The sequence below is a fragment of the Cupriavidus sp. L7L genome (assembly GCF_004353535.1).
Classification (GTDB): domain Bacteria; phylum Pseudomonadota; class Gammaproteobacteria; order Burkholderiales; family Burkholderiaceae; genus Cupriavidus; species Cupriavidus oxalaticus_A.
In genome coordinates this window covers 547,219-566,611 of the sequence record NZ_SMNY01000009.1, presented here as the reverse complement: position 1 = coordinate 566,611, position 19,393 = coordinate 547,219, and the positions used below count along the sequence as shown (strand labels likewise).

The following is a 19,393-nucleotide window of genomic DNA, read 5'->3' as shown; positions in this document are numbered from 1 at the left end:
CCGGGCGCGCTCCCATTGAATCCACCGCATGCTCCTACTCAGCCGCCGCCGCTTCCACCCCCTGACCCTGGCCACGCTCGCGATGGCGCTGCTGATCGCCGTGCCCGTGCTGGTGGTCGCCTCAGCCGTGCTGCTGCCCGCCGGCGAGACCTGGCGCCACCTGATCGACACGGTGCTGGCAGAGTATGTGATCAACACCATCTGGCTGCTGCTGGGCGTGGCCGCGGGCGTGCTGCTGCTTGGCGTAACCACGGCATGGCTGGTCTCGACCTACCGCTTCCCAGGCCATGCCGTGATGGAATGGGCGCTGGTACTGCCGATGGCGATGCCGGCCTATGTGATCGCCTACGCCTACACCGATGCGCTGCAGTTCGCCGGGCCGGTGCAAGGCTGGCTGCGCGAACTGACCGGCTGGAAGGCGCGCGACTACTGGTTCCCGGACATCCGCTCGCTGGGCGGCGCCATCGCGCTGTTTTCGCTGGTGCTGTATCCCTACGTCTACCTGACGGCGCGCGCCGCCTTCCTGCAGCAGACCCAGAACACGATCGAAGCCGCGCGCCTGCTCGGCCACGGCACCTGGAGCCGGCTCTGGCGCGTGGTGCTGCCGCTGGCCCGGCCCGGCATCGTCGCCGGCACCGCGCTGGCGATGATGGAAACGCTGGCCGACTTCGGCACCGTGGCGTACTTTGCCATCCCCACGTTTTCCACCGGCATCTACCGTGCATGGTTTTCGCTCGGCGACAAGAATGCGGCGGCACAGCTGTCGGCATGCATGCTGCTGTTCGTCGCCGCGATCCTGCTGATGGAGCGCGCCAGCCGCGGTCGGGCGCAGGTCTACGGCAACCAGCGCCGCGCCGCGGCATGGACGCTCGGCGGCACGCGCGGCTGGCTCGCGCTGGCGGCCTGCGCCGTGCCGGTGCTGCTGGGCTTCCTGGTGCCGGCGCTGATGCTGTGCCGCATGGCCTTTACCGACGGCGACGCCCAGTTCGGTCCGCGCTTTGTCGGGCTGGTGCGCAACAGCTTCCTGCTGGCCAGCGCGACGGCGCTGGCGGCGGTGCTGGTGGCGCTGGCGATCGGCTACGCCGGACGCGCCGCGAACGGCCGGCGCGGGTGGCTGATGCGCGGGCTGACGCGGCTTTGCGGCATGGGCTATGCGCTGCCCGGGTCGGTCATCGCGGTGGGTGTGCTGGTGCCGGTGGCGCGCTTCGACAATGCCTTGTCGGCATGGCTGCAGCAGCAGTTCGGGCTGTCGGTCGGTTTGCTGCTGACCGGTGGCATCGCGGCGCTGGTGTATGCGCTGCTGGTGCGTTTCCTGGGCGTAGCGCTGCAAACGGTCAATGCCGGCCTGGGCAAGATCACGCCCAGCATGGACGCCGCCGCGCGCAGCCTCGGCCACGGCCCCGGCGCCACGCTGCGGCGCGTGCATTTCCCGATGCTGCGCGGCAGCCTGCTGACGGCGGCGCTGATCGTCTTTGTCGATGTGATGAAGGAGCTGCCGGCTACCTTCGTGATGCGGCCGTTCAACTTCGATACGCTGGCCGTGCAGGCGTACAACCTCGCTGCCGACGAACGCCTGGCCGAAGCCGCGACCGCGTCGCTGGTGATCGTCGCCGTCGGCCTGCTGCCGGTGATCGTGCTGTCGCGCACGATCCGGCGCGAGGCGCAACGCTGAGCCGCCCCACTAGCCCACTCGCTCAGTAGCCCGCTAAAGTCCCGCCGTGCCGCGCCGATAGCCTTTCATGGCCCGGCGCTCGCCCGGGGACAAGAACAGCGGCACGCCGGGTCCTTCGGCGCCTGCCGCCGGAATGCCTGACGGGGGCGTATGCTGCGATACCACATCCTGTTGTTCAAGCTGAACCGGCTGGTCAGCCGCAACACACTGAGCGGCGTGGAAGAAATCTCGCTGGCCGGCCAACTGGCCGAGATGATCGGATCCGCCGATACCGCGGCGCGCATCATCGACGACCTTGCCGACCACGCCAACCCGCAGGTGCGCCGTATCGCGCTCAACGCCATCCGCCGCGGGCGCCAGTTCACCTCGCCCAGCCTGCAGCCCGCGCTGATACGCCGCATGGCGGATGCCGAAGCGGCAGTGCGCCATGATGCGGTGTGGATCGTGCAGGAATCGCGCATGGACGGCGCCGAACTGCGCGCGGCGCTGCGCCGGCTGGCGGGCAAGGTGCGGTTGCCATGGGACGCCGAGCGTGCCCGCGCCAATCCCGGCGACACGGCGCTGGCCGCGCAGGTGCGCGCCCGCATGGCGCTGGACAAGCTGCTGGAAAAGAGTGCGGCGGAGCGCAACCAGGCGCTGGCCGCTATGGCGCTGGGAACAGTCGGGGACCAGTCCTATGCGGAAGGCACAGTCGGCCACAAGGGCCTGCTGCAGCGCGCGCTGATCCGGAGCCAGGCCGGGCGGCGGCTCGACAGCAGCGTCAAGCTGACGTTCCGCAAGGTCGAGCCGGCCGAAGTGAAGGGAAACAAGCGGTTCCTGCTGTAGCGCGGAACCAGCCGGCCATCCTCGTGCAGGGACGGCCGGCCTGACCTGCGGCTTACTTGAAGCCCGCGCGGTCCAGCAGCTTCTGCGCCTGCGGCTGGTACTTGCCCAGCTCGGCCACGTTGATGCTGTCGGCCTTGAACTCGCCCAGCGAATCGAGCGCCGGATTGCTGACCTTCACGCCCTGCACCACCGGCCATTCGTTGTTGCCGTCGGCAAAGTAGCGCTGCGCATCATCGCTGGCCAGGTATTCCAGGAACTTGACCGCGGCCTCCTTGTTCGGCGCGTGCTTCAGCATGCCACCGCCGGAGATGTTCATGTGCACGCCCTGGCTTTTCTGGTTGGGCCACACCACCCCCAGCTTGTCGGCCACGGCCTTGTCTTCCGGCTTGGTCGACTTCAGCAGGCGTGCGATGTAGTAGGTGTTGGAGATCGCCACGTCGCACTCGCCCGCGGCCACGGCCTTGAGCTGGTCGGTATCGCCGCCCTTGGGCGCGCGCGCCAGGTTGGCTGCCACGCCGCGTGCCCATTGCTCGGTGCGCGCCTCGCCGTCGTGCGCGATCAGGCTGGACACCAGCGACAGGTTGTAGACGTGCCCGCTGGAACGCGTGCACACCTTGCCCTTCCACTTGGGATCGGCCAGGTCCTCGTAGGTGGCGATGTCGCCGGCCTTGACCGCGGTCTTGTTGTACGCGATCACGCGGCCGCGCGCCGAGAAGCCGAACCACTCGCCGTTCGGGTCGCGGTAGTTGGCGGGAATGCGCGACTCCAGCACCTTGGACTTGACCGGCGCAAACACGCCGGCCTGCTGGGCCCGCCACAGGCGGCCGATATCGACGGTGATGAAGACGTCCGCCGGGCTGTTGGCGCCCTCATTGCGGATGCGCTCAAGCAGCGGATCTTCCTGGCCTTCGATGCGGTTGATCTTGATGCCGGTCTGCTTGGTGAAGTTGGCGTACAGCGCCTCGTCGGTCTGGTAGTGCCGTGCGGTATAGAGGTTCAGCACCTTTTCCTGCGCGGCGGCCGCCAGCGGCAGCGTCAGCAGGGCCAGCGCCGCGACACGCGGCAGCAAGGTTCGAATAGTGGTCTTCACGCGAATGGCTCCCCAGCATGGTTGGGCAGTCGCCAGCATCCGGGACACCCGGGACTGCCCGGTTATTGGATTCCGGACAGCCAAAAACAATATTGATTCTTGTTCAGCCGGTCAAATTACATTTTTGTCATGTTGGCGCCTGTTGAGAAATCAAAAATTGCGTGCCCGACGCACCATGTGGATGTGCTTGCACATCGCTTCAGCCGCGCCGCACCCACGCAACCTTGCCAGCCTTGATGCCGAGGGTGCGGCGCTGGGGGTTGTAGTCCATCGTGCCGGGAAATTGCTGCCCGTCGCGTTCGCCCAGCCGCCATGCACAGCCTTGCAGCAGGCCAACGGCCTCGGCCTCGCTCTTGCCCACCAGCGTGTCGTCGGCAACCTTGTCGGCGGCACAGCCGGCCGGGGTGCCCCGCGCACCTTGCGGGCCGGGCATAGGTGCCGGCTCGTTGGGCTGCGTCGCGCAACCGGCCAGCAAGGCCGCGCCCGCGGCCAGCCAGAGCAGTCGACGGGTATGTACTGTGGTTCGGATTGCAAGCATGTCGCTTCCTTTTTTGTTTCCGCTTGGATGTGGACGGTTCGACACATGCCCGCTGGCGGCGTTCCAATCGCAACCCATCAGCGCTGAAGCCGGCGCAATCAGCCTTTGGCGCGGTTGGCCAGCCTCTTCATCGCGTCGGCCGGCAACGGACCGTGGCACGTCCGTTCGCCGCCTGACTCGCTGACGACTAACCAGACCTGTTCGGGCTTGCCCTTGGGATGCAGCAGCCAGGCGGGGCCGCGCGCGTTGCTGCTTGGCGGCAGGTCTTCCAGCACGCCGGTGCTGGCGGACTGCAGCATGGCCGCGCATTCCGATGCGGGCACGCGCGTCGACTTCAGGAACTCCGCGTTGCCGAGCACTTCGGGCAACGCCGTGTCCGGCGCGCGCAGGAAGGAATCGACATCGAACTTGCTGGCGCCGCCGCCGACGCTGGCGCAAGCCGCCAGCGCCAGCGCGCCGGCACCCGCCAGGATCACTGCGCCGTAACGTCCGCGGGCAGCGACGATGCGAACGGCCATGGCTGAGTTGGCGATCATGGCGGGCCTCATTGCTTCATCACGTCGGCGCCCTTGGGCACCGTGAACCGGAATGCATCGGCCGCCAGCGGCGGGTTCTTCTGCATGTTCGTGAAGGTCAGCAAGGTGGTGTTGCCGAAGGCGTCGCGCAGTTCCATCGCTTCGAGGTTGCCGCCCTTGAAGCCAATGCCGATGCGCTCAAACTGCGTGTCCCTGGCCTTGGGCGTCAGTTCCAGCCATTCCACGCCATCGCGGGTCGGGCCGTTCTTGATGGCGAAGTTCTTTTCCAGGTCGTTGCTGCCGAACAGGATCGCGGCCGGACTGGAACCCAGCGCGGCATCGAGCTTGCGCTCGGTGACCTGGTTCAGGTCCTTGTCGTAGATGTACAGGGTCTGGCCATCGGCCTGCAGCAGTTGCTCGTAGGGCTTGGTATAGCGCCAGGTGAACTTGCCCGGGCGCGCAAACACGAAGGTGCCGCTGGAGTTGCCGGTCACCTTGACGTTGGCGCCCTGCCCTTTGACCTGGCGCTGCGTGAATTCGCCGCGCGCGCTCTTCACACCGGTGACGAAGCTCTGCAGCTGGTCGGTAGCTGCGGCATGGGCCGGCGCCTGGATGGCAAACATCGCCAGCGCGGCGCAGGCCGACACGAGGATGCGGTTGCGCATGATTTGGATCCTGGTTGTTATCGAATGCGTTGACCCTGTGCGGCGTCTGACAGGCAGTCCACTCCACGGTCAACGTGTCTTGTTAGAGCCAGCTGCTGGTGCAGGATTCCGCGCCGCCCCTGCTTCGCGGGTAACCGGATATTACGGCAGATGGTGCGCGAACTGCGCCGGCTCAGGCACGAAAACTCTCAATTTGCGGTAAAGGACCCAGTAAAGCGAATCTCGTATCAGGACGAAACGCTTCTTTACTTGGCGTGGAAGACAATGCAGTGCATGTACGTAGAGCACTCGCCACGCCGCCTCTTGCTCGCTGCTTCGCCGGGAGGCGGCCAAATCCACTGGGCCAGCAATATGACCAACGCCAAACCTGCTGCCGGGCGTCAGCCATTCCGGCACGACGCCAGGCGTCTCGACCGCGACGAGATGAAGAGGATCGCGACACGCCAGGTCAGGATTGAACTCGACGCCTGGCAGGAAAAGACCGCTGCCAAGCCCTTTAATCCCGCCATGGTAGTCACGGGCATTCTGGCCGGTGTAGCGTTCGTCTTTTCCGTGATGTCGTGGCTGAATGAGAGCACCCAGGACAAGATCGAAAAGGCCACCGGTCCGCTCGCCTCTCGGATCACCGAAATGGACCGCCGCCTCACGGGTCGCCTGGACGCAGTTGATTCGCGCATCGAGCGCCTGGAGGTGCGGGTCGAAAAGGGCTTTGAAGAATTCAACGAGAAGTTAGAGAACGTCAACGCCAAGGTCGACAACGTCAACGCCAAGGTCGACAACGTCAACGCCAAGGTCGATAACGTCAACGCCAAGGTCGATAACGTCAACGCCAAGGTCGACAACGTCAACGCGAAGCTCGACCTACTGCTTAAGCGCCGCTAGCACACTCAGGCTGGGCTATCCACGGCCAGCCTGAATGCCCGCCTCCGCTAGTCACTCATCATCCCGCGCAGCCGCGCCACCGCCCTGCACCAGGATGTCGCGATTGCCATTGCCCGACATGGCCGAAACCAGCCCCGCCTTCTCCATATCCTCCAGCAGCCGCGCGGCGCGGTTGTAGCCGATGCGCAGGTGGCGCTGCACTAGCGAGATCGACGCGCGGCGGTTCTTCAGCACCACTTCCACGGCCTGGTCATACAGCGGATCCGCCTCGCCACCGCCACCGCCGATACCAGCGCCGCCGCCAAAGCCATCGCCGCCACCATCGTCCGTCAGGCCGCCTTCGAGGATGCCTTCGATGTAGTTGGCTTCCCCGCCTTCCTTCAGCTTCTCCACCACGCGGTGGACTTCATCGTCCGAGACAAAGGCGCCATGCACGCGCACCGGCAAGCCGGTGCCCGGCGCCAGGTACAGCATGTCGCCCATGCCCAGCAGCGTCTCGGCGCCCTGCTGGTCGAGGATGGTGCGCGAATCGATCTTGCTGCTGACCTGGAAGGCAATGCGGGTCGGCACGTTGGCCTTGATCAGGCCGGTGATCACATCCACCGACGGGCGCTGCGTGGCCAGCACCAGGTGCAGGCCGGCGGCGCGCGCCTTCTGCGCGATGCGGGCGATCAGCTCTTCCACCTTCTTGCCGACCACCATCATCAGGTCGGCCAGCTCGTCGATGACGATGACGATGGTGGGCAGCTTGTCCAGCGGCTCCGGCGCGTCCGGGGTCAGGCTGAATGGATTCGGGATCTTCTCTTCCCTGGCCGCGGCCTCGTCGATCTTCTTGTTGTAGCCCGCCAGGTTGCGCACGCCCAGCTTGCTCATCAGCTTGTAGCGCCGCTCCATCTCGCCGACGGCCCAGTTCAGCGCGTTGCCGGCCTGGCGCATATCCGTCACCACCGGGCACAGCAGGTGCGGAATGCCTTCGTAGACGCTCATTTCGAGCATCTTGGGGTCGATCAGGATCAGCCGCACGCTCTCAGGCTTGGCCTTGTACAGCAGCGACAGGATCATCGCGTTGATGCCCACCGACTTGCCCGAGCCCGTGGTGCCCGCGACCATGCAGTGCGGCATCTTGGCCAGGTCGGCCACCATCGGCTTGCCGGCGATGTCCTTGCCCAGCGCCATGGTCAGGCTGGAAGCGCTCTCGTTGTAGACCTGCGAGCCCAGGATCTCCGACAGGCGCACGGTCTGGCGCTTCGGATTCGGCAGCTCCAGGCCCATGTAGTTCTTGCCGGGGATGGTCTCGACCACGCGGATCGACACCAGCGACAGCGAACGCGCCAGGTCGCGCGCCAGGTTGACCACCTGGCTGCCCTTGACGCCGGTGGCCGGCTCGATCTCGTAGCGCGTGATGACTGGCCCCGGGTAGGCCGCCACCACCTTGACCTCCACGCCAAAGTCCTTGAGCTTCTTCTCGATCAGCCGCGAGGTGAATTCCAGCGTCTCGGCGCTGACCGTTTCCTGGTGCGGCGGGATCGGGTCGAGCAGCGACAGCGGCGGCAGGTCCGAGTCCTGGATATCGGCAAACAGCGGCTGCTGCTTCTCGCGTTCCACGCGCTCATGCTTGGGCACGGCCTGCGGACGCACGATCTGCACCGGCGGCGCCTCTTCGATGCGCACGCGCTGCACCTCGACGGTTTCCTTGCGCTCGACCTTGGCGGCCTCGCCGATGATGCGGTCCTGCTTGCTCTCGCGGCGTGCCTTGAAGCCCAGGAACACGGTCTCGACGAAACCGCCGATACGCTCGGCCACCGACAGCCACGAGAAGTGGAAGAACAGCGACAGCCCGATCGCGAACAGCAGCAGCAGCAGCAGCGTCGCCCCGGTGAAGCCCAGCGCCACCTGCATCCAGCCGCCCAGCGTGTCGCCCAGCACCCCGCCCGGCGCGCGCGGCAGCGCGGCGCGCAGCGGGTACATGCGGATCGCCTCCAGCCCCATGCTGGACAGCAGCGTCAGCACGAAGCCGATCCAGCTCACCGTCACGCCCTGGCGATGCTGGCGGTCGTCCGCGCGCTCGGGCAGCTCGGCCGTCAGCGTGCGCCAGCCGCGCCAGCAGCGCCGCACCAGCAGCACCGCCCACCAGTAAGCCGAGAAGCCGAAGATAAAGAACAGCACGTCGGCCACCCAGGCCCCGACACGGCCGCCCAGGTTATGGATATCGGCGACCTGGTTCGCATGCGACCAGCCGGGGTCGGTCTTGCTGTAGCTGGCCAGCACGCACAGGAAACCCAGCGTGACGGCCAGCAGCAGGAACCAGCGTACCTCGCCCAGCAGTTTGCCGATGCGGGATGGCAAGGCCGATGGATCGGTGCGGGTGGTCGTGGTAGCTCGGGCCATGCCTGGATAGGACTCTTTTAGGGTGATTCCGGATGCGTTTGGCGCCGCCGTCGGCCTGAGTCAGCGGACTGACGAGGTAACTGACGAGGTGACTGACGGGCATCGTGGCGGCCATTTTAACGTGGGCGGCGGCTATCGCACCCATTGGAATTTGCAACAGTGGGCAATTGCGGCTCCTCTTATAATGTCGGTTTCGAGCAATGCCGGTGGGCATCATGCCGCACCGGCCACAGGAACGCATCATGGCAAAACACGCAAAAGTGCTGATTCTCGGTTCTGGTCCCGCCGGCTATACCGCCGCGGTCTACGCGGCCCGCGCCAACCTCCAGCCGGTGCTGATCACCGGACTGGCCCAGGGCGGACAGCTGATGACCACCACGGACGTCGAGAACTGGCCGGGCGATGCCAAGGGCGTCCAGGGTCCCGAGCTGATGCAGCGCCTGCTGGCGCATGCCGAAGAGTTCAAGACCGAAATCATCTTCGATCACATCCACACCGCGAAGCTGGTGGATGAAAACGGCAAGCCGGCCCGCCCCTTCACGCTGATCGGCGACGCCGGCGAATACACCTGCGACGCCCTCGTCATCGCCACCGGCGCCTCGGCCCAATACCTGGGCCTGCCGTCGGAAGAGTCCTTCATGGGCCGCGGCGTGTCGGCCTGCGCCACCTGCGACGGCTTCTTCTACAAGAACCAGGAAGTCGCCGTGGTCGGCGGCGGCAACACCGCCGTGGAAGAAGCGCTGTACCTGTCGCACATCGCCAGCAAGGTCACCGTGATCCACCGCCGCGACAGCTTCCGCGCCGAGCCGATCCTGGTCGACCGCCTGCTCCAGCGCGAAAAGGAAGGCCGCATCGAGATCCGCTACGACAACGTGCTGGACGAAGTGCTGGGCGACGATTCGGGCGTGACCGGCATCCGCATCCGCAACGCCAAGACCGGCCAGACCGAAGACCTGAAGCTGGCGGGCGTGTTCATCGCCATTGGCCACAAGCCCAATACCGACCTGTTCGCCGGCCAGCTGGAAATGAAGAACGGCTACCTGGTGACCAAGTCGGGACTGCAGGGCGACGCCACCGCCACCAGCGTGCCGGGCGTGTTCGCCGCCGGCGACGTGCAGGACCACGTCTACCGCCAGGCAATCACCAGCGCCGGCACCGGCTGCATGGCCGCGCTGGATGCGCAGCGTTTTGTCGAAGCCCTGAAGTAATCCCGCCTCTCCGAACCGGCCACCGCGGCCGGTTCACCCCTTCCCCGCAGCCTCCGTGGCTGCCCTGCCCCAGTCGATATAATCCCGGCGAGTACCCGGAGATTTTTCATGACGCAAGGCGCCCGCAAACCCGACCGACCGACCCAGCGCTTCGGCCTGAACGACCTGTCCAGCCTGCGCGACAACCTCAAGGCCGATGCCGAGCGGCGCGAAGCCGAGCGCCTGGCCGCCGAGCAGGCGGCGCAGCGCGCCCGCGAGGAAGCCGACGTGTTTCGCGCCAGCGTGGGCCAGGTCAGCCAATTGCGCGACCGCAACCGCGCCCACCACCCCGTCAGCAAACCCGCGCCGGTACCGGTGCAATCGCAGCGCAACGACCAGGCGGTGCTGCAGGCCTCGCTGTCCGACGAGTTCGATGTCGAAAGCCTGCTGGAGACCGACGAGACGCTGTCGTTCCGCCGGCCTGGCATCGGCATGGACGTGATTCGCAAGCTGCGCCGCGGCGAATGGGTGCCGCAGGACAAGGTCGACCTGCACGGCCTGCGCAGCGACGAGGCGCGCGAAGCGCTGGCCGAATTCCTGCGCCGCTCGGTGCGCAACGGCGTGCGCTGCGTGCGCGTGATCCACGGCAAGGGCCTGGGCTCGCCCGACAAGCTGCCGGTGCTCAAGGGCAAGGTGCGCAGCTGGCTGGTGCAGAAGGAGGAAGTGCTCGCCTTCGTGCAGGCGCGCGAGGCCGAAGGTGGCGCCGGCGCGCTGATGGTGCTGCTGCGCCAGCCGAAGCCCTGATGCGCCGGGCCTGACCAGCGCCACGGATGCATCTCCCGCTCGAATTGCTGATGGGGCGGCTGCCCCTGATCCTCCATATCATGGAGGTCATCGGCGTGCTCGCCTTCGCGGTATCGGGCGTGGTCGACGCGCGCAAGCAGCGGCTCGACGTGGTCGGCACCTTCGTGGTGGCGTTCGCAACGGCCTTTGGCGGCGGCACGCTGCGCGACGTGCTGCTGGACCGGCGCCCGTTCTACTGGGTCGAGCATGAAGGCTATGTGCTGCTGATCTTCGCGATGTCGTTTGGCGCGTCATTCGTGCTGCGCGTGGTCAGCCGCGTGGCGTCGGACCGGGCCTTGATCGTCGCCGACGCGATCGGGCTGGGGCTGTTCTCGGTCACCGGCACCTCGCTGGCGCTGGTGGGGCAGATGACGCCGACCGTGGCGGTAATGATGGGCATCATCTCGTCGGTGTTCGGCGGCGTGGTGCGCGACGTGCTGTGCAATGAAGTGCCGATGATCCTGCGCGACCGCTCGCCCTATGCGACCTGCTCCTTCGTCGGCTGCTGGATCTACATCGGCCTGACCTGGATGGAAGTGCAGCAGGAGGCGGCGCTGATGACCGGCGCGCTGGCGATCATCGCGATGCGGCTGGTGTCGGTGCGCTACGGCTGGAAGCTGCCGAGCTGAACAAGCCCCAAAAGAAGAAAGCCGCCCGGTTGGGCGGCTTTCTCGCATTTGCAGCCGGCGCTATCAGACCGCGGCTTCGTCCTGCTCGCCGGTACGAATGCGGATCACGCGTTCGATCTCGGTCACGAAGATCTTGCCGTCGCCGATCTTGCCGGTATGCGCGGCCTTGACGATGGCGTCAAGTACGGTGTCCAGCTGGTTCTCGGCCACCACCACCTCGATCTTGATCTTGGGGAGGAAGTCGACGACGTATTCGGCGCCTCGGTAGAGCTCGGTGTGCCCTTTCTGGCGGCCAAATCCCTTCACCTCGGTCACCGTCAGCCCGGTCACGCCGACGTCAGCCAGTGCCTCACGCACCTCGTCGAGCTTGAACGGTTTGATGATGGCGGTAATCTGCTTCATGACTGGCCCCTGGTTATGTTTGTTCACGCGCCTGGCGGCGCACCGCCGCGGACGCGGCGCTCTCCGGCTGGCATTTTAACAGCCATTGGCGCCATGCATTCCCCGCAATCCCGCGCCCGGCGCGGCCGGAACGTTCGACAGCGCGCATCGCAGGGCCGCGCGATGCCGCTTGTGCCTGTGGACAACCCTGTGGATAGCCCCCGGGAAATCCTGTGCAGAGCCTGTGCAAACCCTGTGCAAATCACCCGGTCACGCCGTGCTGAGGAAGCGGCGCCGATAGTCCGAAGGCGCCACTCCGACACGACGCAAAAAGGCGCGCCGCAGGTTGTTGGGATCGCCAAGCCGGCCAGGGCAGCCACGCGCTTGAGGGGATGGCGCGAACCTTCATCCGGCGCCTGCTTCCATAGCGTGGGGCCGCCCGCCACCAGCAGCGTGTCGATGTCGTCACTGGCGGTCTCCAGCGTCGCGTCCGGTTCGATGCGCATGCCGCTGGAGGCAGTGAGCATCCCAGGCGCCGGCGCGATGATCTCGAACTGGTACGCATCCGGTTGCCCGGCCTGGCGTGCAAATCCGCCAGCTCGGTATGCCTGCCCGCGCGCTGCAACGCCACCAGCCGGCTGCGCTGGTCACCTATCAGCGCAGCGTCGCCGCCGGCTTCGCGCACCCGGGAGGCAACCCGCTTCAGCAGGAAGCGCTCGCCGATCCACCCCTCCGCGGTTTCCACGGTGGTGTAGGCCAGCACCTCGTATGGTCGCGGCGGCTCGCCCCGCATCCAGATGTCGACGCCGCCGACGTGTTCCCGTGCGCCGCCCTGGCGGTGCCGCAGCAGCGGCTCGCCTTCGTGGCGCCGGATCGGCGCCTGGATGCAGGCCGCGAGACCCACGCAGCACAACAGCAGCAGGGCGGGAACCCTGGCCCGCTTCGTCAAGGTTGGCTTCATCTGATTTCCGCTGCTTCGAATGCAAACGGCGCGCAGTCTAGGCAGGAAATCCGGCGCTGCGTGGCCAGTGGCGGCGAGCGCTTGCCGCCTGACGGCGCTCCCGCAGGAAAATGGCCCGCACAGTGCGGGCCATTTCACTGCTCAGCGACACAGGGGCATCAGTCCGGCACCTTCTCCAGGTCCGCCAGCCACACCGCCGACTCCGAATCGCTCGGCGCGCGCCAGTCGCCGCGCGGCGACAGCGAACCGCCCGACCCCACCTTGGGCGCGTTCGGGATGCAGGAACGCTTGAACTGGCTGGTGCGGAAGAAGCGGTCGAGAAAGATCGCGAGGTTGCGCTTGATCTCCGCTAGCCCGTACTGGTTGCGCGCCACCTCGGGCCCGTACGGCCACACGCCGCGCTCGCGGTCGCCCCAGGCGTGCTGGGCCAGGAAGGCGATCTTGGACGGCGTGAAGCCGAAGCGCAGCGTGTAGTAGAGGTTGAAGTCCTGCAGCTCGTACGGCCCGATGGTGCTTTCGGTCTTCTGCTCCGGGCCATGGTTGCTGTCGCCGGGCACCAGCTCGGGGCTGATGTCGGTATCGAGCACTGCCAGCAGCACGTCCGCCCCACCCTCGCCGATCTGGCCGGTTTCGGCGACCCAGCGCACCAGGTGCGAGATCAGCGTCTTGGGCACGCTGGCGTTGACGTTGTAGTGCGACATGTGGTCGCCCACGCCATAGGTGCACCAGCCCAGCGCCAGCTCGCTCAGGTCGCCGGTGCCGATCACGATCGCGCCCTGGAAATTGGCCAGCCGGAACAGGTGGTTGGTGCGCTCGCCGGCCTGCACGTTCTCGAAGGTCACGTCATAGACCTTCTCGCCGGCGGCGTACGGATGGCCCAGGTCCTTCAGCATGGCCAGGCAGCTGGGACGGATATCGATCTCGGTGGCGCTGCAGCCCACCACCTGCATCAGCTTGCGCGCCTGGTCCAGCGTGCGGTCGCTGGTGGCGAAGCCGGGCATGGTGTAGGCGAGGATATTGGCGCGCGGCAGTCCCAGCCGGTCCATTGCCTTGGCGCAGACCAGCAGCGCGTGCGTCGAATCCAGCCCGCCCGAGACGCCGATCACCACCTTGCTGATCCTGCTGGCCGACAGCCGCTGCACCAGCGCCTGCACCTGGATGTTGTAGACCTCCATGCAGCGCTCGTCGCGCTGGCGCGGATCGGCCGGCACGTACGGGAAGCGCGCCACGTTGCGTGCCAGCGGCAGCGACTTCTCGCGCGGCAGGTCGAGCGCGAAGGTGACCACGCGGAACGCTTCCACCTCGGCCTTGTGCCGGCGCACCGAATGGCCGAAGGTGACCTGGTGCATGCGCTCGCGCGACAGGCGCTCGACATCGACGTCGGCGAACAGCAGGTGCGAGTCGTCGGAGAAACGCTCGGATTCGGCCAGCATTTCGCCGTTCTCGTAGATCAATGCCTGCCCGTCCCAGGCCAGGTCGGTGGACGACTCGCCCTTGCCGGCCGAGGTGTACAGGTACGCCGCCAGGCAGCGCGCCGACTGCTGCGACACCAGCTGGTGCCGGTAACCCGATTTGCCGATCACGATATTCGATGCCGACAGGTTCACCAGCACGGTTGCGCCCGCCATCGCGGCGAACGACGACGGCGGCACCGGCACCCACACGTCTTCGCAGATCTCGGCGTGGAAGCGGAAGAACGGCAGCCCTTCGATATCGAACAGCAGCCCGGCGCCGAACGGCACGTCCTGGCCCAGCAGCCGCACGCTGTCGACCGTGGCGCAGTCGGCCGCGCTGAACTGGCGCCCTTCATAGAATTCCCAGTAGTTGGGCAGGAACGACTTTGGCACCACGCCCTGCACACGGCCCGCGGCCACCACCACGGCGCAGTTGAACAGCTGGTGCTGCACGCGCAGCGGCATGCCCACCACCATCGCCAGCGGCAGCTTGCGCGAAGCTTCGACGATGGTGCCAAGCGCCGCCTCGCACGCATCGAGCAGCGTGCGCTGGTGGAACAGGTCGTCGCAGGTGTAGGCCGACAGGCCCAGCTCGGGGAACGCGGCCAGCACCGCGCCGCGCTGCGCAGCCTGCGTGGCCAGCGCCAGCGTCTCGCGCGCATTGAAAGCCGGATCGGCCACGCGGCAGACCGGCACGCCGACCGCCACGCGGGCAAAGCCGTGGGAATAGAGGTTGAAAAACGGAGTCTTCATTTCGGGCCCTGGGGTATGGCAGGCATGGGGCGGGTCATCCGCGCCTGAACCTGGGGGTGACGCATATCCGCCATTCTACGTCGCTACCCGGGGGCGCGCCGCCCGTGCCTTGCCGCAGCGCCTGCACGCCGTTTCCGGTAGACTCGAGCCGCGCCATGCGCCGTCGCGCGCGGCAATCCCGTCTCCACCCCTTCAGCTACAGCCCATGCAGTCGGATTCCGGCGACACGGCGGCAACAGGCAGCCGCGCAGACGACCAGAAGGTCCACCAAGCGGACACTTCGGACTACCAGACGCGCATCGTCTCCGACCTGGCCGAGATCGACCCGGCCGCCTGGGACGCGCTGCTGGCGCGCCAGCCCGAACCCACGCCGTTCCTGCGCCACGCTTTCCTGCATGCGTTGCATGCCAGCGGCAGCGCATGCGCCGAGACCGGCTGGCATCCGCGCTTCCTGACGTTGTGGGCGGGCGACCGGCTGGCCGCGGCAATGCCGCTCTATGCCAAGGCGCATTCGTACGGCGAGTACGTGTTCGACTGGGCCTGGGCCGATGCGTATGCCCGCCACAACATCGAGTACTACCCCAAGTGGCTGTCGGCGATCCCGTTCACGCCGGTGCGCGGCGCGCGGCTGCTCGCTGAAGATGCGCAGGCCCGCCGGCTGCTGCTGGAGGTGGCGCTCGCGCTGGCGGCGGAAAGCGGCATGTCGTCGCTGCATGTTCTTTTTCCCGACGAGGCCGAAGCCGGGCTGATGCAGCAGGCCGGCATGCTGATGCGGCACGGCGTGCAGTTCCACTGGACCAATGGCGGCGAAGGTGGCAGCAAGCCCTACGCCAGTTTCGACGACTTCCTCGCCACGCTGTCACAGAAGAAGCGCAAGAACATCCGCGCCGAACGGCGCCAGGTGGCGCAGGCCGGCATCACCTTCCGCCACCTGCGCGGCCACGAGATCGATGAAGAGGCCTGGCGCTTCTTCAACCGCTGCTACCGCCAGACCTATCGCGAGCACCATTCCACGCCCTACCTGAACCTGGACTTCTTCCGGCGCATCGGCGCGGCGATGCCGCAGCACCTGCTGCTGGTGGTGGCCGAGCGCGCGGGCCAGCCGATCGCCTCGTCGCTGCTGGTGTACGACGATGCGCCGCAGGTCAGCACGCTGTACGGCCGCTACTGGGGCGCGCTCGAATACCACCCCTGCCTGCACTTCGAGACCGCGTACTACCAGCCGCTGGAGTTCTGCATCGCCCACGGCATCCGCACCTTCGAAGGCGGCGCGCAGGGCGAGCACAAGATGGCGCGCGGCTTCCTGCCGGTGGCGACGCGCTCGGCGCACTGGCTGGCGCATCCCGACTTTGCCGATGCCGTGGAGCGCTTCCTCGCGCGCGAGCGCCACGGCATCGACGCTTACCTGGACGAACTGGGCGAACGCAATCCCTTCGCCCGTTCCTGAACCGCCGCGGCGCTCAGCGCCACATGCGCCGCAGCGTGTTGTCGCCCAGCATGTAGTGGTGGAACAGCGAAGCCATCGCATGCAGCCCGATGACGAGGTAGAACGCGGTCCCCAGCGTTTCGTGGATGGCCTTGACCGTGTCCTTCAGCGCGGGGTCCGCCGCCACCAGCGCGGGTACTTCGATCCCCAGCGAAGGCAGCGCCAGCAGGTGCCCGCCGGCATTCATCGCCAGCAGTCCCAGCAGCGGCTGCGCCAGGATGAACAGGTACAGCACCCAGTGCATGGCTTCTCCCGCCAGATGCATCCAGCGCGGGCCGGGTTCCGGCGCCGGTGCGCCGCGCACCAGCCGCCACAGCAGCCGCGGCACCGCCAGAACCAGCACCAGCGCCCCGGCCCATTCATGGATGTCCATGGCCAGCACGCGCTCCGGCGTGCCCTTGTCGAAGTTGCCCTTCAGTTCGATGGCCGCATACGCCAGCGCCACCAGCACGAACACCGCCCAATGGAAGCACACCGCGAGCCGGTCATAGCGGCGCGATGGCGACAACACTTCCGGCAGGCCCTGCATCGGCTTGATGCCCTGAGTAGCGCGGTTCATGGTGGGTTCTCCTTCCTGGTTGACACGGACCCAGCGTAGCGCAAGCGGCACGGACGGGTCCTAACCGCCATCAAGCAACGGGCAACAAAAAACCCCGCCGCGGCGGGGTTTCTTCAGCGACGGTTCAGCTTACTTCTTGTAGTTGGCCACGCCGTCGGTGATTTCCTTGTGGGCTTCCTCGATGCCGGCCCAGCCTTCGACCTTGACCCACTTGCCGGCTTCCAGTGCCTTGTAGTGCTCAAAGAAGTGCTTGATCTGGTCCAGCAGGTTTTGCGGCACGTCCGACAGGCCCTTCATGTAGGCGGTGGCGGGCGACAGCTTGTCCACCGGCACGGCGACCAGCTTGGCGTCCACGCCCGACTCGTCGGTCATCTTCAGCATGCCGAGTGCACGGCAGCGCACCACGGCGCCGGCCAGGATCGGGAACGGGGACAGCACCAGCACGTCCACCGGGTCGCCGTCGCCCGACAGGGTCTGCGGAATGTAGCCGTAGTTGGCCGGATAGCGCATGCCGGTGCCGATGAAGCGGTCCACGAACAGCAGGCCGGTTTCCTTGTCTGCCTCGTACTTCACCGGATCGCTCTGGGCCGAGATCTCGATGATGACGTTGAAATCGTTGGGGATGTCCTTGCCCGGGGTGACGAGGTTGAAGCTCATGCGGTTCTCCAGATGCCTGCGCTGTGTTGTCGGATGGCGGGCATTATAACGGCTCGCGCCTGACCGGTTGCTGACAAGCCAGGCCCGTTCTGACTTCCCTGCCCGCTGCAACGCGTTGCAGCGACGCCCGCGTGCGCGATAATGGCGCATTCTTCAGCCGACACTGAATAGCCGCAGCCTTCGTGCTGCCCCGGAGCCACCCATGCATGCCCAGCACTTTGTTGCCAACCGCCTGATCGCGCCGGACAACGGCCTGCGCATCAAGGTGTTCGACCCGTCCAACGGCGAGCCCTTCGCCGAGATCGCCCGCGGCAACGCCACCGACGTCAACGTTGCGGTCCACGCCGCGCGCCAGGCCGCCGAGGGCGCCTGGGGCCAGATGGCCCCGGCCGAGCGCGTGCGCCTGCTCAACCGCGTCGCCGTGGCGCTGATCGCGCATGAAGAGGAACTGGCCGCGCTGGAAGCGCGCGACACCGGCAAGCCGCTGCGCCAGGCCCGCGCGGACGCCCGCGCGGTGGCGCGCTACTTCGAGTTCTACGCCGGCGCGGTCGACAAGCTGCACGGCCAGACCATCCCCTACAACCCCGGCTACACCGTGCTGACGGTGCGCGAGCCGCACGGCGTGACCGGCCACATCATCCCGTGGAACTACCCGCTGCAGATCTTCGGCCGCAGCGTGGGCGCGGCGCTGGCTGCCGGCAATGCCTGCGTGGTCAAGCCGGCCGAGGACGCCTGCCTGTCGCTGCTGCGCGTGGCCGAGATCGCCGCCGAGGCCGGCCTGCCCGAAGGCGCACTCAATATCATCACCGGCTACGGCCACGAAGCCGGCGCCGCGCTGGCGCGCCATCCCGGCATCCACCACATCTCGTTCACCGGCTCGCCGCAGACCGGCAAGCTGGTGTCGCAGCTGGCCGCCGAGAACCACGTGCCGGTCACGCTGGAACTGGGCGGCAAGTCGCCGCAGATCGTGTTTGCCGATGCCGACATCGATACGCTGGTGCCGGTGGTGGTCAACGGCATCGTGCAGAACGCCGGCCAGACCTGCTCGGCCGGCAGCCGCCTGCTGGTGGAGCGCCCGGTCTATAACGCGCTGCTCGACCGCATTGCCTCGGTGTTCGAGTCGCTGCGCGTGGGCCCGGCCGAACTCGACCTCGAATGCGGCCCGCTGATCAGCCGCAAGCAGCAGCAGCGCGTGTGGGACTTCGTCTCCGACGCGCAGCACGCCGGCGTGGCGGTGATGGCGCAGGGCCAGATCGTGGCCGAGGCGCCCGAGGCCGGCTACTACCAGGTGCCGATGCTGTTCCGCGATGTGCCGCCCGCGCATCGGCTGGCACAGGAAGAAGTGTTCGGCCCGCTGCTGGCGGCCATGCCCTTCGACACCGAGGCCGAAGCCATCGCGCTGGCCAACGGCACGCCCTACGGCCTGGTCGCCGGCGTCTGGACCCGCGACGGCGGACGCCAGCTGCGCCTGGCGCACAAGCTGCGCGCGGGCCAGGTCTTTATCAACAACTACGGTGCCGGCGGCGGCGTTGAGCTGCCCTTCGGCGGCAGCGGCCAGTCCGGCTACGGCCGCGAAAAGGGCTTCGAGGCGCTGTACGGATTCACCACACTGAAAACCATTGCCATCCAACATGGGTAACATCAATTTCCTTTCCGTCGCGTTTGCCATCTTCTTTTTCTGGATGGCGTGGCACGTGCGGAACAAGCGCGCCACCAATCCCTCCGGCATGCCGCGGCTGCAGGTGTTCAAGCGCAAGTGGGGCGATGTGGTGGGCGACCGCGTGCACTGGTGCCTGTATGTGGCGCTGCCGTTTTTGCTGGCGGTGATGATGGTCGCGAATGCGTTGCGCGGGCGGGGGCCGTTTTCGCATTGATATCGCCGCACTGAACGATTCCCCGCACCGATCA

General features: G+C 67.0%; 19 protein-coding genes. 9 read left to right on the top strand and 10 right to left on the bottom strand.

Going from position 1 to position 19,393, the window contains the following annotated elements; translation table 11 throughout:
• The first annotated feature begins 28 nt into the window (after window positions 1-28).
• Both E1J61_RS10510 and E1J61_RS10505 read left to right on the top strand, forming a co-directional pair.
• Complete coding sequence (locus E1J61_RS10510; protein WP_133093986.1) at window positions 29-1,672, top strand: iron ABC transporter permease; 1,644 nt, start codon at window positions 29-31, stop codon at window positions 1,670-1,672.
• Between the two features lie 150 nt (window positions 1,673-1,822).
• Window positions 1,823-2,497: a HEAT repeat domain-containing protein gene (locus E1J61_RS10505; RefSeq protein ID WP_133093985.1), complete on the top strand. Its 675-nt coding sequence runs from the start codon at window positions 1,823-1,825 to the stop codon at window positions 2,495-2,497.
• 52 nt (window positions 2,498-2,549) lie between these two features.
• Here the strand turns inward: E1J61_RS10505 and E1J61_RS10500 are convergent, their stop codons facing one another.
• The 4 genes from E1J61_RS10500 to lolA form a co-directional block, all read right to left on the bottom strand.
• Entirely contained in the window at window positions 2,550-3,587 is a 1,038-nt protein-coding gene (locus tag E1J61_RS10500) for a Fe(3+) ABC transporter substrate-binding protein (RefSeq protein ID WP_133093984.1), read from the bottom strand.
• 199 nt (window positions 3,588-3,786) lie between these two features.
• Window positions 3,787-4,125, bottom strand: coding sequence for a hypothetical protein (locus E1J61_RS10495; RefSeq protein WP_133093983.1), 339 nt, complete (start codon window positions 4,123-4,125; stop codon window positions 3,787-3,789).
• A gap of 98 nt (window positions 4,126-4,223) precedes the next feature.
• Window positions 4,224-4,661, bottom strand: coding sequence for a hypothetical protein (locus E1J61_RS10490; protein WP_243736828.1), 438 nt, complete (start codon window positions 4,659-4,661; stop codon window positions 4,224-4,226).
• Between the two features lie 8 nt (window positions 4,662-4,669).
• A complete protein-coding gene (gene lolA, locus E1J61_RS10485; RefSeq protein ID WP_133093982.1) occupies window positions 4,670-5,305 on the bottom strand; it encodes an outer membrane lipoprotein chaperone LolA in 636 nt (211 codons plus the stop codon).
• 150 nt (window positions 5,306-5,455) lie between these two features.
• Here lolA and E1J61_RS10480 point away from each other — a divergent pair, with 150 nt between their 5' ends.
• A complete protein-coding gene (locus tag E1J61_RS10480; protein ID WP_133093981.1) occupies window positions 5,456-6,187 on the top strand; it encodes a hypothetical protein in 732 nt (243 codons plus the stop codon).
• 51 nt (window positions 6,188-6,238) lie between these two features.
• Here the strand turns inward: E1J61_RS10480 and E1J61_RS10475 are convergent, their stop codons facing one another.
• Window positions 6,239-8,575, bottom strand: a complete 2,337-nt coding sequence (locus E1J61_RS10475) for a DNA translocase FtsK (RefSeq protein WP_133093980.1) — start codon at window positions 8,573-8,575, stop codon at window positions 6,239-6,241.
• 242 nt (window positions 8,576-8,817) lie between these two features.
• Between E1J61_RS10475 and trxB the strand changes: the two genes are divergently transcribed.
• The 3 genes from trxB to E1J61_RS10460 all read left to right on the top strand — a co-directional run bounded on the left by trxB (window position 8,818) and on the right by E1J61_RS10460 (window position 11,234).
• Complete coding sequence (trxB, locus tag E1J61_RS10470; protein WP_133093979.1) at window positions 8,818-9,783, top strand: thioredoxin-disulfide reductase; 966 nt, start codon at window positions 8,818-8,820, stop codon at window positions 9,781-9,783.
• 108 nt (window positions 9,784-9,891) lie between these two features.
• Window positions 9,892-10,566 carry a Smr/MutS family protein gene (locus E1J61_RS10465; protein ID WP_133093978.1) on the top strand — a complete coding sequence of 225 codons (675 nt, stop codon included), beginning with the start codon at window positions 9,892-9,894 and terminating at the stop codon, window positions 10,564-10,566.
• 26 nt (window positions 10,567-10,592) lie between these two features.
• Complete coding sequence (locus tag E1J61_RS10460) at window positions 10,593-11,234, top strand: trimeric intracellular cation channel family protein (protein ID WP_133093977.1); 642 nt, start codon at window positions 10,593-10,595, stop codon at window positions 11,232-11,234.
• Between the two features lie 63 nt (window positions 11,235-11,297).
• Here the strand turns inward: E1J61_RS10460 and glnK are convergent, their stop codons facing one another.
• The 3 genes from glnK to E1J61_RS10440 all read right to left on the bottom strand — a co-directional run bounded on the left by glnK (window position 11,298) and on the right by E1J61_RS10440 (window position 14,783).
• Window positions 11,298-11,636, bottom strand: coding sequence for a P-II family nitrogen regulator (gene glnK, locus E1J61_RS10455; protein ID WP_006162803.1), 339 nt, complete (start codon window positions 11,634-11,636; stop codon window positions 11,298-11,300).
• A 241-nt stretch (window positions 11,637-11,877) separates the two neighbouring features.
• Window positions 11,878-12,576: a hypothetical protein gene (locus E1J61_RS37795; RefSeq protein ID WP_195431648.1), complete on the bottom strand. Its 699-nt coding sequence runs from the start codon at window positions 12,574-12,576 to the stop codon at window positions 11,878-11,880.
• A 158-nt stretch (window positions 12,577-12,734) separates the two neighbouring features.
• A complete protein-coding gene (locus E1J61_RS10440) occupies window positions 12,735-14,783 on the bottom strand; it encodes an NAD(+) synthase (protein ID WP_133093976.1) in 2,049 nt (682 codons plus the stop codon).
• Between the two features lie 205 nt (window positions 14,784-14,988).
• Here E1J61_RS10440 and E1J61_RS10435 point away from each other — a divergent pair, with 205 nt between their 5' ends.
• Window positions 14,989-16,230 carry a GNAT family N-acetyltransferase gene (locus tag E1J61_RS10435; RefSeq protein ID WP_133093975.1) on the top strand — a complete coding sequence of 414 codons (1,242 nt, stop codon included), beginning with the start codon at window positions 14,989-14,991 and terminating at the stop codon, window positions 16,228-16,230.
• Between the two features lie 13 nt (window positions 16,231-16,243).
• Here E1J61_RS10435 and E1J61_RS10430 read toward each other — a convergent pair whose 3' ends face one another.
• Complete coding sequence (locus E1J61_RS10430; protein ID WP_371703533.1) at window positions 16,244-16,828, bottom strand: cytochrome b; 585 nt, start codon at window positions 16,826-16,828, stop codon at window positions 16,244-16,246.
• A 129-nt stretch (window positions 16,829-16,957) separates the two neighbouring features.
• Window positions 16,958-17,485 carry an inorganic diphosphatase gene (ppa, locus tag E1J61_RS10425; RefSeq protein ID WP_029045751.1) on the bottom strand — a complete coding sequence of 176 codons (528 nt, stop codon included), beginning with the start codon at window positions 17,483-17,485 and terminating at the stop codon, window positions 16,958-16,960.
• Window positions 17,486-17,687: 202 nt separating this feature from the next.
• Here ppa and E1J61_RS10420 point away from each other — a divergent pair, with 202 nt between their 5' ends.
• A complete protein-coding gene (locus E1J61_RS10420; protein WP_133093974.1) occupies window positions 17,688-19,124 on the top strand; it encodes an aldehyde dehydrogenase family protein in 1,437 nt (478 codons plus the stop codon).
• The gene (locus E1J61_RS10415; protein WP_133093973.1) at window positions 19,117-19,359 is read left to right on the top strand and encodes a hypothetical protein; all 243 of its coding nucleotides are present in this window, start codon (window positions 19,117-19,119) and stop codon (window positions 19,357-19,359) included. The genes E1J61_RS10420 and E1J61_RS10415 overlap by 8 nt, the downstream gene beginning before the upstream one ends.
• The last annotated feature ends 34 nt before the right edge of the window (window positions 19,360-19,393 follow it).